The organism is Streptomyces sp. NPDC032198 (assembly GCF_040636975.1).
Taxonomy (GTDB): domain Bacteria; phylum Actinomycetota; class Actinomycetes; order Streptomycetales; family Streptomycetaceae; genus Streptomyces.
The window spans coordinates 180,004-193,460 of the sequence record NZ_JBEZVL010000005.1; the positions used below are offsets into that span (position 1 = coordinate 180,004).

The window sequence follows — 13,457 nt, forward strand, 5'->3', positions numbered from 1 at the left end:
TCTCGATGCCGGCTGCGGGTGCGTGCGTGGCTGCGGGGTCCATCGTCTGTGGGTGCGGTGCCGTGCTGGTATGTCCGTCCTCGCTATCGTCCGGTGGCCGCTCGGGTGCTTCGGGGCTGGAGTGCCGCGAGCCGTGCTCCGGGCGGACATACCGCCACGTCCCCTCGCGAGCGTCGCCGGCCGCGGGCCATCGTTGGCTGATCGATGGTGCTGCCGGGCAATCGGGTGGGTGGGCGGGAAAGCTTGTTCGTCCAGGTGGAGGCTGCGGGGCGAGGGCAGGGGGGAATGAGGTGCCGGGCCCCCGGGTGGCGGGGGACGCGGTAACGTCGGGGGACCGGGTACAAAGGGCGGTGCGTCAACGGGGCCGCCCCGGAGGGGACTTCGTGGGGATCGAGAGCGATCAGCTCGTCTTCGACTATCTGAGCCGCGTCGGCGACCTGGCCCAGCAACAGCAGCTGCCATCAGGCACCCGCATGCGCCTGGTCTCCGGCCTGCGCAACGAGATCGACCGGAGCCGGGCGAAGACCACGGTCGACAGCCCGGCCGCGATACGCCGCATCCTCGACCGCCTCGGCTCCCCCGAGGACCTGGTGGAAGCCGCGGGCACCGGCACCGGCACCGGTGACGTGGCGGAGACGGCCACCCCCAGCCCCGCCGTCCCCACCCAGCGCACACCGGAGCCGAAGGAACCACGCCCCAAGCGCCTGCGCCGCGTGGTACCCCGCCCCCGCCCCCGCCCGGCGGCGGAGGAACCGGAGCCGCCCCAGCAAGACGTGCCGTCCCCGCCGCACCTCGCGGGCACCGACGAACTCGGCGAGAGCGGCTCCGAGCCCGACTGGTGGCGCGTGGACAGCAGTCCCTTCGGCCTCGCCGACAGCGTGCCGGGCTTCACCGGCGGCGTAGAAATCCCGGAGATCCTCAAGCCCCCGCCGAAGAAGCGCCTCGACCCGGTGGAAGAAGAGGAAGAAGAGGGAGAGGAAGAGGACGGCGAGGAAGTCGGCGAGGAACACGTCGAGGCTCCCCGGCGGCTTCGGCTGAGGCGGCCCGCCGTCCTCACCCCCGCCACCCCCCGCTTCACCAACCCCCTCCTCCTGCTCGCCGCAGCCCTCCTCACCGTCGGCGCCATCCTCGGCAACTGGCTTGCCCTGGGCGGTGGCTGGCTTCTCGCCTACGCCTCGCGCAGGCTGAGCCGCGCCGAGGCGAAGTGGGCCGTCATGGGTCTGCCGGGGCTGGCCGTGGCGGCCGGGATCACCTGGCTGTGGGGCAGGAACGAAGGCCGCTGGGGCGATCCCGTCCGCGACGGCCACATGAGCGACGCGATGGCCGAGACCTGGCCGTGGGTGGTGCGCGGCGCGGCCATCGCCTCCGCGCTCTACCTGGTGTGGAGGTCCCAGCGGCAACGGCCGTGAGGGGTTAGCGCGTCAGCGCCTTCTGCATCTCGTCCAGGATCCTGTTCGCCGCCGTGTACCCGATGCCCTGGATCCACAGTTCGTCGTCGACGGTGTGGACATTGCCCTTCTTCACCGCGTCCATGCTCTTCCACAGGCTGCTGCCGACGGTCTGCGTCTGCTTCGATTTCTTCGGATCGCCGTACGTGGCGCGGAAGATGACATCCGCGTCGGCGAGGTCGATCTTCTCGGGCGACACGTCGTACGAGAAGCCGTCCTTGGCCTTGGCGGCGATCGCGGGGCGGCCCAGACCCACGTCCTTGAGGAGCGTGGCGATGTACGTCTTCTCGCCGTAGACGCGGATGTCCGCGCCCTCCACGAACCGCACGACGTTGACCTCCGTCGCCTTGGCCTTCGCCGGGCCGCCGACCGCGGTGGTCACCTGCTCGGCGTGTGCGTCGTACGCGGAGACGGCCTTCTTCGCCTCCGCCTTCTTGCCCAGCGCGTCCGCGTGGATCCGGAAGTTCTCCTTCCAGGGGTAGCCCGTGTTCTCCGTCATCACGGTCGGCGCGATCCGCTTGAGCTGCTCGTACTTCGCCCCGTGCCGGATCTTGCTGGTGAGGATGACGTCCGGCTTGAGGGCCGCGATGGCCTCCATGTTCGGGTTCAGCATCTCGCCGACGTCCTTGATGCCGCTGACCTCGTCCTTGGGCAGATAGCCCGGGAAGCCCGACGCCGCCTCGACGTGCGTGGCGCCGACCGGCTGCACGCCCAGCGTGATCGCGGAGTCCAGCTCGGCCGTGTCGAGGACCACGACACGCTTGGGGGCCACCGGGACCTTCACGTCTCCCATCGCGGTCTTGATGACGTGCGTGCTGCCCGAACCGGCCCGCGGATCATCGGAGTCCGACGATCCGCAGGCCGAGAGCGAGAGCGCGAGCGCGCCGCTCAGGGCGAGGGCAGTGAAGCCGGTCCTTGCGGACCCATTGATCCTGGTGGTCATGGCTTGGGGGTCACCTCTCGGTCGGACGAGGGCTGCGGGCGCGCATCCGCGGCCCACGGAGCCCCGGGGACGACCAGGGGCGAGCCCGTCACCGGGTCCGGTACCACCACACACTCCAGACCGAACACATCGCGGACCAGATCCTCGGTGACGACGTCGGCGGGCGCGCCCTCGGCGACGATCCGGCCCGTCCTCATGGCGACGAGGTGATCGGCGTACCGAGCGGCCTGGTTGAGGTCGTGCAGCACGACGACCACCGTCCGGCCGCGGTCGTGGTTCAGTTGGCGCACCAGGTCCAGCACCTCGACCTGGTGCGCGATGTCGAGATACGTCGTCGGCTCGTCCAGGAGCAGCAGCTCGGTCTCCTGCGCGAGCGCCATCGCGATCCACACCCGCTGGCGCTGACCGCCCGACAGCTCGTCCACGGAGCGCTCGGCGAGCGTGGCGACGTCGGTGCGTTCCATCGCCTCCCGCACCGCCCTCTCGTCCTCCTCGGACCACTGCTGCCACCAGTGCTGATGCGGCTGACGGCCGCGCGCGACCAGGTCGGCGACGGTGATCGCCTCGGGTGCGACGGGCGTCTGCGGGAGCAGTCCGATCTGCTGGGCGATCTTCTTGGTGGGGAGTTTGGCGAGCGCTTCGCCGTCGAGCAGGACCGCGCCGCTCCTGGGCTTCAGGAGGCGGCCGAGCGCGCGCAGGGTGGTCGACTTCCCGCACGCGTTGGGGCCGACGATGACCGTGACCTTGCCGTCGGGCACCGCGAGGTCGAGCTCGTGCACGACCTCGCGGTCCTCGTAGGCGAGGGTCAGCTCGCGGGCGCTGAGGCGGGCGGCGGTCACGAGGTGCCTCCATTGCGGACGGAACGGCTGCGGGAGCTGTGACTTCGGACGATGAGCCAGATCAGGTACGGGGCTCCGACGGCCGCCGTGAGGACGCCGACCGGCAGCTCGGTGGGCGAGAAGAGACGCCGGGCGAGCAGGTCGGCCAGGACCATGATCAGCGCGCCGAGCAGCGCCGAGCAGAACAGCGGGATCTGCGCGGTGCGGGTCAGGCGGCGGGCGATCTGCGGGGCGAGCAGCGCCACGAAGTCGACGGGCCCGGCGGCGCCGGTCGCCACGGAGGCGAGGACCACGCCGAGCAGCACGAGACCGAGGCGTACGTGCCCCAGGCGCACCCCGAGCGCGGTCGCCGTGTCGTCGTCCATGGTCACCGAGCGCTGGGCGCGGGCGGCCCAGAACACGAACGGCAGCAGGGCGAGGAGGGTCCATCCCAGCGGCGCCGCCTCCGTCCAGCCGCGGCCGTTGAGGGAGCCCGTCATCCAGATCTGCGCCTGCTGGGCGACGAGGTAGTCGCCCTTGGTCATGAACAGCGTGGTCACGGACCGCAGGGCGATCGCGAAGCCGATGCCGATGAGCACGAAGCGGGTCGCGTGCAGGCCGCCGCGCCAGGCGAAGACGTACACGAGGGCGGCGGCCGCGACGCCGCCGATCACGGAGAGGTAGGGCAGGACGGTCGCCGAGGTGACCCCGAGGGCCATCGCCCCCACCGTCAGGGCGCTCGCGCCCTGGCTGATGCCGATGATGTCGGGGCTGGCCAGGGGGTTGCGGGCGACGGTCTGGATGAGCCCGCCCGCGACTCCGAAGGCGGCGCCGACGAGGAGGCCGACGACCATGCGGGGTTCGCGCAGCGTTCCCACGACCAGCTCGTCGGGGGAGGGCTGCCCCGTCAGGACCTTCAGGACCTCACCGGGTGCGACGAACGACTCGCCTACGCAGAGGTACGCGAGGCAGCTCGCCGCCAGGAGCAGCGCGAGGAGTACGGCGACCACGGCTGCCCTGCGGTGCACCAGGAACGCGGCCCTGCGGACCCGGAGGACGGAGTACCCGGCGGGGCGTATGCGCCCCGCAGCGATCGGCTGGGCGCTCATGCCGCGACCGCCTTCCGACGCACCAGCGTCACCAGGAACGGCACCCCGATGAGCGCGGTCATCACCCCGGCAGGCACCTCGCTCGGCGGAAAGACCACGCGCCCCACGGTGTCGGAGACGAGCAGCATCACGGGCCCGATGACGGCGGCCATGGGCAGCACCCAGCGATGCCCGCTGCCCACGATCGCGCGGGCGATGTGCGGGACCGCGAGCCCGATGAACGCGATGGGCCCGGCCGCTGCCACCCCCGCACCGGTGAGCACGGTCGCCCCGAGACCGCCGACGATCCGTACGGTGGCGACCTTCTGCCCGAGGCCCTTGGCCACGTCCTCGCCCAGGGCGAGCGCATCGAGGCCGCGGGCCACGGACAGCACAAGAACCAGCCCCACAAGGAGGAACGGCCAGATCTGCCCGACGATCTCCGCGTCGCGCCCGGAGAGCGAGCCCACCTGCCAGAAGCGGAACTCGTCCAGGGCCGAAGCCTTGGTGGTGAGGACCGCGGTGGTCAGGGAGACCAGGAGCGCGTTGATCGCGGCGCCGCCGAGGGCGAGCTTCACGGGGGTCGCACCGCCCCGTCCGCTCGCGGCGATCGCGTACACCGCGACGGACGCGAGGCCCGCGCCGACGAAGGCGTACCAGACGTATCCGGTCAGCGTGTGGACGCCCGCGAACGCGATCGCCATGACCACGCCCACCGACGCGCCCTGGCTGACGCCGAGGATGCCGGGGTCGGCGATGGGGTTGCGGGTGATGCCCTGCAGGACCGTGCCGGCCAAGGCGAGCGCGGCGCCGACCATCAGGCCGATGAGCGTGCGCGGTACCCGCATCTCGCGGACGACTTCGGCGGCGTCGCTGTGCCCGCCGTGCAGCAGGGCGTCGATGACGGCGGACGGCGCGATCGCGCGGGCGCCGACGGAGAGACTGAGCAGGACCGCGAGCAGCAGGGCCAGGACGGCCGCCGTCATCGCGACAGCGCGTCTGGCTGGCACACGCATCGGCTGAGCTCGTTTCGGAGGAATCGAAAAGACGGGGAAGTGCGTCAGAGGTAAGGCTTGGCTAAGTCTAAGGGCGGGCCCTTCGGCCCCGTTCCGGGCCGTCGGGCCTCGGCACAATGGCCTCATGACCTCACGCGCTCCGACAGTCGGCTTCGACCTCGACATGACTCTGATCGACTCCCGGCCCGGCATCAGGGAGGCCTACCTGGCCCTGTCCGCCGAGACCGGCACGTACATAGACGCCGACCTCGCCATCACCCGGCTCGGCCCGCCGCTCGAGGACGAGCTGCGCAACTGGTTCCCCGAGGAGCGGATCCAGGAGATGGGCGACCGCTACCGTGAGATCTATCCCACATACGCCATCGCCCCCACGCTCGCGATGGCCGGGGCCCGCGAGGCGGTCGCCGCCGTGCGCTCCCACGGCGGCCGGGCGATCGTGGTGACCGCCAAGCATGAGCCGAACGCGAAGCTCCACCTGGCGCACCTCGGCATCGAGGCGGACGCGGTGATCGGCTGGCTGTGGGCCGAGGCGAAGGCGGAGGCACTGAGCGAGCACGACGCGGCGGTGTACGTCGGGGACCACACCGGTGATGTACGCGGCGCGCGTACGGCGGGCGCGCTCTCCGTGGCGGTGGCCACCGGGCCGTGCGACGCAGCGGAACTGCGCGCGGCGGGAGCGGATGCCGTGCTCCCCGACCTGACGGAGTTCCCCGCCTGGCTCGCCGCGTACGTCGAGGGCGCCGCCGCTAAGTAGTCGCCGACCTGGCCTGGCGGCGCTGAACGGCGATACCGCGCAGCACTCCCGCCACGGCGACGAGGAACCCGACGCCCATCAGCATGCACACCGCGTACGCGATGGACGGGAACGGGTCGGTGCCGAGGAACAGCGGGGCCACCGTGACCAGAGTGGCCACGGCTCCGACGAAGAAGATGATTGCTCCGGTCCGGACCAGGCCATCGCCCGGTCCGGCGGAATTCGCTGGGGTTTTGTCACGCACCCGACCAGGGTAGTTCCCAGCGCGAAGGAAGAATCCGGGGACGTCTTGTCACCGGCCCCCGGACCCATAGTCTTGGTGGCGGCGGGTCGGGCGACCCGCTGTAGTGCTATCCAGAGCCGTTTTCCGCGGCATAGACGCGTACGACGACAAGTACGAGGACGAGGACTTCAGGTGCCTACCGGCAAGGTCAAGTGGTTCAACAGCGAGAAGGGCTTCGGCTTCCTCTCCCGCGATGACGGCGGCGACGTCTTCGTGCACTCCTCCGTACTGCCCGACAGTGTCGACACACTCAAGCCCGGCCAGCGCGTCGAGTTCGGCGTCGTCGCCGGTCAGCGCGGTGACCAGGCCCTGTCGGTGACGATCCTCGACCCGACGCCGTCCGTTGCCGCCGCGCAGCGGCGCAAGCCCGACGAACTGGCGTCGATCGTCCAGGACTTGACGACGCTGCTCGAGAACATCACACCGATGCTGGAGAAGGGGCGCTACCCCGACAAGGCGTCGGGCGCGAAGATCGCCGGCCTGCTCCGTGCGGTGGCGGACCAACTGGACGTGTAGAGCCTCAGCCGAAGTCGAGCGCACCCGGCGGAAGGGGCGGTACGAGCCCCTCCGCCGCGGCCCGCGTCAGCAGTCCGCGGATCGCGGCATGGCCGTTCTCGCCCAGATCGGCCGTGAACTCGTTCACGTACAGGCCGATGTGCTGGTCGGCGACGGCCGGGTCCATCTCCTGCGCGTGCTCCTGCACGTAGGGCCGCGAGGCCTCGGGGTCGTCCCAGGCCATCCGCACCGACGTACGGACGGCGTCCGCGAGCTGCTCCAGGCGCTCCGTGCCGAGGCTCCGCTTGGCGATGATCGCGCCCAGCGGGATCGGCAGACCCGTCGTCCGCTCCCAGTGCTCGCCCATGTCGGCAAGGCAGTTGAGCCCGTAGTTCTGATAGGTGAAGCGCGCCTCGTGGATGACGAGCCCCGCGTCGACCTTGCCGTCCCGCACCGCGGGCATGATCTGGTCGAAGGGCAGCACGACGATCTCGCCGACGCCGTCGGCCAGGGTGTCCGCGGCCCAGAGCCGGAACAGCAGGTACGCCGTCGACTTCTCGCTCGGCACCGCGACGGTCTTCCCCGTCAGGTCGGCTCCGGCCTCCCGGGTGAGCACCAGCGGCCCGCAGCCACGGCCGAGCGCACCGCCGCACGGCAGCAGCGCGTACTCGTCAAGGACGTAGGGCAGGACGGCGTACGACACCTTCAGGATGTCGAACTCGCCGCGCTCCGCCATGCCGTTGGTGATGTCGATGTCGGCGAACGTGACATCGAGCGCGGGCGCGCCGGGCACCCGGCCATGGGCCCAGGCGTCGAAGACGAACGTGTCGTTCGGGCAGGGCGAGTAGGCGATCTGCAGCGAGGTCGGGCTGGGGTGCGCGTCCTGCGCGGGCGTTGCGGGCGTCTCAGTCATGCCGTTTCCAACTCTCCAGTACGGGCGCGAATTTCCCGAACGCGTCCCCCAGCGCGCCCAGCGCCTCGCCGATCCGCCAGGCGGCGCGGTCGCGCGGTCCGACGGCGTTGGAGACCGCGCGTATCTCCAGGACGGGCAGTGCGTACGTGGCGGCCGCCTCGGCCACCCCGAATCCCTCCATCGCCTCCGCGAGGGCCCGCGGATGGCGGCGCCGGAGCTCGGCGGCGCGCTCGGCGGTGCCGGTCACGGTGGAGACGGTCAGGACGGTGCCGGTGAGGACGGTGGCGGAGGTGCCTTCGCAGACGGCGGCCAGATCCCGTACGAGGGAACCCGGGGGCCGGTGGGTGACGGCACCGAACCCGAGTTCGGTGACCGGCAGGAAACCGTCGGGCGTCTCGGCGCCCAGATCGGCCACGGTGATCTCGTCGGCGAACACGAGGGAGCCGATGGGCGCGTCGGGCAGGAAGCCGCCACCGATCCCGGCGGAGACCACCAGGTCGTACGGGGCGCGCGCGAGGGCGGCCGCCGTGTGCGCCGCGGCGGCGGCGGGTCCGACACCGACGGCCACCGCGTCGGCGTACGGGGGCAGCCGGTCGGCCACCGCGTCCCGTTCGGCCGGGACGGCGGTGGCTACCAGTACGCGGGGAGAGGACTCCAAGGGAGGGTCAGGAGTCCTTCTTGAGCTTGAACGACCACAGGCCGGTCGCCTTGGCCGAGGTGCCCTTGCCGCCTTCGAGCAGGCTGACGGTGGTGGAGTTCTTGCCGCCGCCGTACTGCTGGTTGAAGAAGACGCTGCCGGGGATGACGACGTACGTCTTCTTGCTGGCCTCGGTGAGCGCCTGACCGTTCATCAGGAGCGTCCAGCCCTTCTCGGCGACCTCGGGGTCGACGCCGAAGCGGACCTTCTCGTCGGGGTCGACCTTGATGGACTTGACGTCGGTTTCCTTGAGGCAGCTCTGGATCTGGGACTCCTTGAGCTCCTTGCCGTCGTTGTAGCAGGAGGCCTCGGTGTTCACCGAGTCGCTGCCGACCGTGACGGTGGCGAGGGGCGTCGGCTTGTCGCAGGCCGACAGGACGAGGAGTCCGGCGGAGACAGCGCCAATGGCGGCCACGGAACGGCGACGGCGCGCCGAGCTGTGAACGTGTGCGGCTCCGCCGCGGAGCAGGGAGGTCATGGGCGAAGGCTATCGGGCGCCCCGTGCCGTCCCGCCACGTGGGGGTCGCGGCGTGCCGCACCCGTTGATTTGTCGGGCTCACGCCACCCGATGGCGGCGCTGCCCGCCGTGCCGGGCCGCGGAGAGCAGGCCCCGCACGGTCGACAGCCAGCCGACGGCCACGATCGCCGAGGCCACCGAGAACCCCAGTGACCCGTTCAGCGGCAGGGCCATGCCGATTCCGCCGCCCACCACCCACGCCACCTGAAGGATGGTCTCCGAGCGGGCGAAGGCGGAGGTCCGCACCTCTTCCGGCACGTCCCGCTGGATCAGCGCGTCCAGGGACAGCTTCGACATGGCCTGCGCGAAGCCCGCCACCGCGCCGAGGCAGGCGACGCCCACCGCCCCGAAGAACACCGCCGCGGTGATCGCCACGCCGAGGACGACGGCGACGGCGGTCACGATGATGACCTCCGGCGCCCGCGATCTCAGACCCGCGCCGACGGCTGTGCCCAGCGCGTTGCCCGCTCCGGCGGCGACACCCACTATTCCCAGGGACACCGCGGCGCTCTGGCCGCCGAGCGGTTCCTCGCGCAGCAGGAAGGCGAGGAAGAAGATGAGGAAGCCGGAGAGACAGCGCAGCGCGGCGTTGGCGGTGAGGGCGTGCGTGACGGCGGGCCCGACCGTACGCAGCCCCAGGCGCCGCTTCTTGGACGTGTCCGTCGCGGCCTCGGTGCGCGCGTGCAGATGCAGATGCTCCTCGTCGGACGAGAGCAGCGCCTTGTGCTCGCCCTTCGCCGAGTCGACCTTGGGCGGCAGCGAGAGGGAGAGGAGCATCCCGACGACGAAGATCACGAAGGCGCCGTAGAGCGGCCAGCGTGGTCCAAGGGCCTGCAGCCCCGCGCCGATCGGGGCCGCGATCCCGGTGGCGAGCAGTCCGCCGAGCGTGACTCTGGAGTTGGCCTTGACCAGGGAGAACCCCTTGGGCAGCAGCCGGGGCACCACGGCGCTGCGGACGACCCCGTACGCCTTGGACGCGACCAGGACGCCGAGCGCGGCGGGATAGAGCTCCAGGCTCCCCGTGATCACCGCTTCGGAAAGGAGCAGGGCGAGGAGGGCGCGGGCCAGCATCGCCGCGGCCATCGCATAGCGGCGGCCGTGCGGGAGGCGGTCCAGGAGGGGGCCGATGACGGGGGCGAGGAGGGTGAAGGGCGCCATGGTGATGGCGAGATAGAGGGCGACACGGCCGCGGGCCTCGTCCGTCGGCACGGAAAAGAAGACGGTCGAGGCGAGCGCGATGGTGATCATGACGTCGCCCGCGCCGTTCACGGCGTGCAGTTCGATGAGCTTGCCGAGCCCCGACTCGCCCGCGCCGTGCGCGTGTGTGGCCTTGCGGATGCCGCGGGCCGTGCCGGTGAACGGCAGGTGCAGGGCGCGGCCGACCCGACGGGCGGCCCGGCTCAGCACCGGGCCCCGCCCGCCTGTTCCCCGGGACGACGACCTTGCGGCTGCCACCTCGTCATAGTGCCCCCTAAAGGCGCGATGTACGGGTGAGTGGGTGGGAGAAACGCCGCGAAGCGGCGAAACGCTCCGACCGGCGGAGGAGGGCTGCCGCACGCCGGTGTAGGCCCAGGCGCCGGGAGAAGGTAGCGTGCGTAGCGCGCCTGCGGCGGTTGTTCTTGGCCGCGCGCCTCTCGGTCATCCCGCAGAATGGATGACGTAGGTGCGCCCGAGGACGTCAGGGCGCGGACGTCGACGCGGCCCTTTGGTCCGCTCCGTCCGCACTCCCGCGTATGGGTGGCGCACTCGTGAGACGGCGTAATGGAGAAGCGATACCTGTGAGCGCAGCGACAACGCGAAGCCGTACCCCGCGTACCCCGCGTACTCCCGACCGCCTGTGCGCCGAGGCGGTGGGACTGGCCCGTGACGCGGCCGAGGATGCCGCCGCGCCCGGTGTGGTCGGCGAGCACGTCGATGTCGTGGTCGAGGGCGACCGCGTGGTCACGCACCTGTTCGAGTGCAAGGACTTCGGCTACCGGGGCTGGCGCTGGGCCGTGACGGTCGCCCGCGCCTCCCGCGGGAAGGTGGTCACGCTCGACGAGACGGTGCTGCTGCCGGGTCCCGACGCGCTGCTCGCCCCCGAGTGGGTGCCGTGGAGCGAGCGGCTCCGGCCGGGCGACATGGGCCCGGGGGACCTGCTCCCCACGGACGCGGAGGATCTGCGTCTGGAGCCCGGTTACTCGGGCGAGGAGGAGCCGCCGCCGAACTCCGTGTTCTCGGAGCAGATGGCGGAGCTGGTCGAGGCCGAGGACGTGGAAGTGACGGCGGGCTCGCCCGCCGAGCTGCCGGCGGTGCCCGCGCGTGGCTCCATCGCCGCGCTCGCGGACGAGCTCGGCATGCGCCGGGCGCGGGTCCTCTCCCGCTACGGCCTGCATGCCGCGGCCGACCGCTGGGAGGAGTCGCACGGCGCGAAGACGGCGATGGCGCAGGCCGCGCCCGCGTCCTGCGTCAGCTGTGGCTTCCTTGCCCCGATCGGCGGATCGCTCGGGCAGGCGTTCGGGGTGTGCGCGAATGAGTTCGGTCCTGCGGACGGGCATGTGGTGTCCCTCGCGTACGGCTGTGGGGGGCACTCCGAGGCTGCCGTGATGCCCAAACCGTCGCGGCCCGCCGCGCCCGTCCTCGACGAAACCCGCGTCGACGTCCTCCCGCTGCGGCCCGCGCGGGACTCCGGGTCGGTGCCGTTGGAGGGTGCGGCGGAGGATCTGGGGCACTCCTGACTTCCCCCGCGCTCCGCGCGGGATTTCCACCGGGGGCGCCGCCGGGGGCCAGGGGCCGGGGTCGGCCTGCGGCTGCGGCTGGATGGTCTCTCCTAGCCCGCGCTCCGCGCGGATTTTTCCCACCCACCCACCCGATTGCCCTGGGGTGTGGGGGTGCTGTCGTGGGCGTGCGTCTGTCGTCTGTCTGCGGCTGGGTGGTCTCAGGCCCGCGCTTCGCGCGGATTTTTCCCGCCCGCCCACCCGATTGCCCCGTGGTGTCGGGGGCGGCCTCTTCTGTTTCCCCCCGGATTGCTGCCCTGCAGGTTTTTCCCGCCTGCCCGCCCGTTTGCCCCGCATCGGGTGGGCAAGAGCTGCACCGCGCATAGCTGTCCCTACGTAAGCGTCCGTGCTGCGGGGCAATCGGGTGGGTGGGTGGGAGAGGTCCCTGCGGGAGTGCGTGACGCGGGAGGCAGGGCGGAGGCGAGGTGAGGCGTCCGTAGCGTTCGGGCTGGCTGGCAGTGCCCTGTGGCATTATGCGGACGCGCCTCTGGGGAGAGGGACGCTGTCGGCTTAGTGCAAGGGGGTTGGGGAATGGCGGCGGGTACGGAGCCGGATGGTTCGTCCACGTCCGACGAGGAGTGGGAACGGTTCCTGCGCGAGTCGGCGGCAGGCACCCCCGACGCGCCCAAGGAACCCTCGGCACGCGCCCGCGAAGTGACAGAGCGGCTGCGCGCGGAGTCCGGCCGCGGCCGGACGGAAGGCTGGCGCAGCTACACGCCTGCGCAGCCCAAGCAGCCCAAGCAGCCCAAGCAGGCCAAGCGCCGCACCGGTTGGTACGTCTTCGGGCTGCTGGCCTCGCTGGGCCTGTTGGCCGTTGCCCTCGCCCCCGGGCGGGTCGTGGACCTGTTCTCCGGTGACGACCCCGACTCCCCCTCGGCAGCCGCCGAAACCGCCCGCCCCACCGAGCCGCCCCCTTCGGAAGCCGCCCAACGCCCCACCAAGGACGAACCGTTCCGTGGTTCACCGGCCGCCGGATGGGCGAACGGAGCGGCCGGGATCACCGTGCCGAAGGCCAGGGCCGTCGGCTGGATGAGCGAGGCCGAGGTCGAGCGCGCCCTCGACCGCAGCCGGGACTTTCTCGTCGCGTCCAGCCTGGACCGGAGGGTGCTGCGGGGCGAGCGCCCCGAGAAGGCGATCGCCCTGATCAACCCCCACCAGGAAGACGTCCAGAGCATCCTGAAGACCGCTTTCCGGAGCCCGAGCGAGAAGAACGACCCCCTCCTCCTCTTCAGCCGCTTCCGGCCCTCCCGCACCCACCTGGTCGGCGACATCGTGAAGACCCGGGGCCTGCTCACCTACCGGGAGGGCAAGCGCGGCGCCCTCCAGGTGACCGCCGACGTCACCTACGTCTACCCGGCCACCCGCGCGGACGCAGATGGCGACGACGAGATCGTGCGCACCATCGTCCGGCGCGAGCTGGTCATGAGCTGGGACGATCCCGGAAAGGTGATCACCGAGCCGGGCACGTTCTCGATCGTCTCGAACACATTCGACATGACCAACGGCGGCTGCGGCGCCCCCACCGGCTACCTCACCCCGCCCTTCGGCACGGACCGCCGGGCGGACGCGACCGGCACGGAGATGGACCCGTACGACCGCAGCGTGCCGGTCGGGCGGGACGATCCCTCCGAGGACGAGTGCGGGAGGGCCACGCGGTCCTAGCGAAAGTCTCCCGGCGGCAGACGCCCCCGGCCAGTCGCGCGCCCACCGGCCGTCGGAGGGAGCCGCG

Annotated in this window: 14 protein-coding genes; 5 read left to right on the forward strand and 9 right to left on the reverse strand. The window is 71.6% G+C overall.

From position 1 onward, the window contains the following. The first annotated feature begins 383 nt into the window (after positions 1–383). Positions 384–1,409, forward strand: a complete 1,026-nt coding sequence (locus AB0E78_RS14890) for a hypothetical protein (RefSeq protein WP_361832119.1) — start codon at positions 384–386, stop codon at positions 1,407–1,409. A gap of 4 nt (positions 1,410–1,413) precedes the next feature. Here the strand turns inward: AB0E78_RS14890 and AB0E78_RS14895 are convergent, their stop codons facing one another. Genes AB0E78_RS14895 through AB0E78_RS14910 form a run of 4 tightly spaced genes read right to left on the reverse strand, consistent with a single transcriptional unit; the run spans position 1,414 to position 5,313 of the window. Then, positions 1,414–2,391, reverse strand: coding sequence for an iron-siderophore ABC transporter substrate-binding protein (locus AB0E78_RS14895; RefSeq protein ID WP_361832121.1), 978 nt, complete (start codon positions 2,389–2,391; stop codon positions 1,414–1,416). Continuing rightward, on the reverse strand, positions 2,388–3,230 hold the full coding sequence (locus AB0E78_RS14900; protein ID WP_361832123.1) for an ABC transporter ATP-binding protein: 843 nt from the start codon (positions 3,228–3,230) through the stop codon (positions 2,388–2,390). Before AB0E78_RS14900 ends, AB0E78_RS14895 begins: the two co-directional genes overlap by 4 nt. Next, the gene (locus AB0E78_RS14905) at positions 3,227–4,318 is read right to left on the reverse strand and encodes an iron ABC transporter permease (RefSeq protein WP_361832125.1); all 1,092 of its coding nucleotides are present in this window, start codon (positions 4,316–4,318) and stop codon (positions 3,227–3,229) included. The genes AB0E78_RS14900 and AB0E78_RS14905 overlap by 4 nt, the downstream gene beginning before the upstream one ends. Then, entirely contained in the window at positions 4,315–5,313 is a 999-nt protein-coding gene (locus tag AB0E78_RS14910) for an iron ABC transporter permease (RefSeq protein ID WP_361832127.1), read from the reverse strand. Before AB0E78_RS14910 ends, AB0E78_RS14905 begins: the two co-directional genes overlap by 4 nt. A gap of 124 nt (positions 5,314–5,437) precedes the next feature. Here AB0E78_RS14910 and AB0E78_RS14915 point away from each other — a divergent pair, with 124 nt between their 5' ends. After that, the gene (locus tag AB0E78_RS14915) at positions 5,438–6,067 is read left to right on the forward strand and encodes an HAD hydrolase-like protein (protein ID WP_361832129.1); all 630 of its coding nucleotides are present in this window, start codon (positions 5,438–5,440) and stop codon (positions 6,065–6,067) included. Here AB0E78_RS14915 and AB0E78_RS14920 read toward each other — a convergent pair. Beyond that, positions 6,060–6,311 carry a hypothetical protein gene (locus AB0E78_RS14920; protein WP_361832131.1) on the reverse strand — a complete coding sequence of 84 codons (252 nt, stop codon included), beginning with the start codon at positions 6,309–6,311 and terminating at the stop codon, positions 6,060–6,062. The genes AB0E78_RS14915 and AB0E78_RS14920 overlap by 8 nt on opposite strands. Before the next feature lie 171 nt (positions 6,312–6,482). On the opposite strand from AB0E78_RS14920, the gene AB0E78_RS14925 reads away from it, so the two are divergent. Then, positions 6,483–6,866 (forward strand): cold-shock protein, encoded by a 384-nt coding sequence (locus tag AB0E78_RS14925; protein ID WP_361832133.1) that lies wholly within the window; start codon positions 6,483–6,485, stop codon positions 6,864–6,866. A 4-nt stretch (positions 6,867–6,870) separates the two neighbouring features. On the opposite strand, the gene AB0E78_RS14930 is transcribed toward AB0E78_RS14925, so the two are convergent. The 4 genes from AB0E78_RS14930 to AB0E78_RS14945 form a co-directional block, all read right to left on the reverse strand. After that, positions 6,871–7,758, reverse strand: coding sequence for a 1,4-dihydroxy-6-naphthoate synthase (locus AB0E78_RS14930; RefSeq protein ID WP_361832135.1), 888 nt, complete (start codon positions 7,756–7,758; stop codon positions 6,871–6,873). After that, positions 7,751–8,416, reverse strand: coding sequence for a futalosine hydrolase (locus tag AB0E78_RS14935; protein WP_361832137.1), 666 nt, complete (start codon positions 8,414–8,416; stop codon positions 7,751–7,753). Before AB0E78_RS14935 ends, AB0E78_RS14930 begins: the two co-directional genes overlap by 8 nt. Positions 8,417–8,423: 7 nt before the next feature. Next, the gene (locus AB0E78_RS14940; protein WP_361832139.1) at positions 8,424–8,933 is read right to left on the reverse strand and encodes a DUF2771 domain-containing protein; all 510 of its coding nucleotides are present in this window, start codon (positions 8,931–8,933) and stop codon (positions 8,424–8,426) included. Positions 8,934–9,011: 78 nt separating this feature from the next. Further along, positions 9,012–10,427 carry an MFS transporter gene (locus AB0E78_RS14945; protein WP_361832141.1) on the reverse strand — a complete coding sequence of 472 codons (1,416 nt, stop codon included), beginning with the start codon at positions 10,425–10,427 and terminating at the stop codon, positions 9,012–9,014. A gap of 323 nt (positions 10,428–10,750) precedes the next feature. Here AB0E78_RS14945 and AB0E78_RS14950 point away from each other — a divergent pair, with 323 nt between their 5' ends. Together AB0E78_RS14950 and AB0E78_RS14955 are read left to right on the forward strand one after the other, a co-directional pair. Continuing rightward, positions 10,751–11,689 (forward strand): DUF3027 domain-containing protein, encoded by a 939-nt coding sequence (locus tag AB0E78_RS14950; protein WP_361832143.1) that lies wholly within the window; start codon positions 10,751–10,753, stop codon positions 11,687–11,689. Between the two features lie 570 nt (positions 11,690–12,259). Beyond that, positions 12,260–13,390, forward strand: coding sequence for a hypothetical protein (locus tag AB0E78_RS14955; protein ID WP_361832145.1), 1,131 nt, complete (start codon positions 12,260–12,262; stop codon positions 13,388–13,390). Positions 13,391–13,457: the final 67 nt, after the last annotated feature.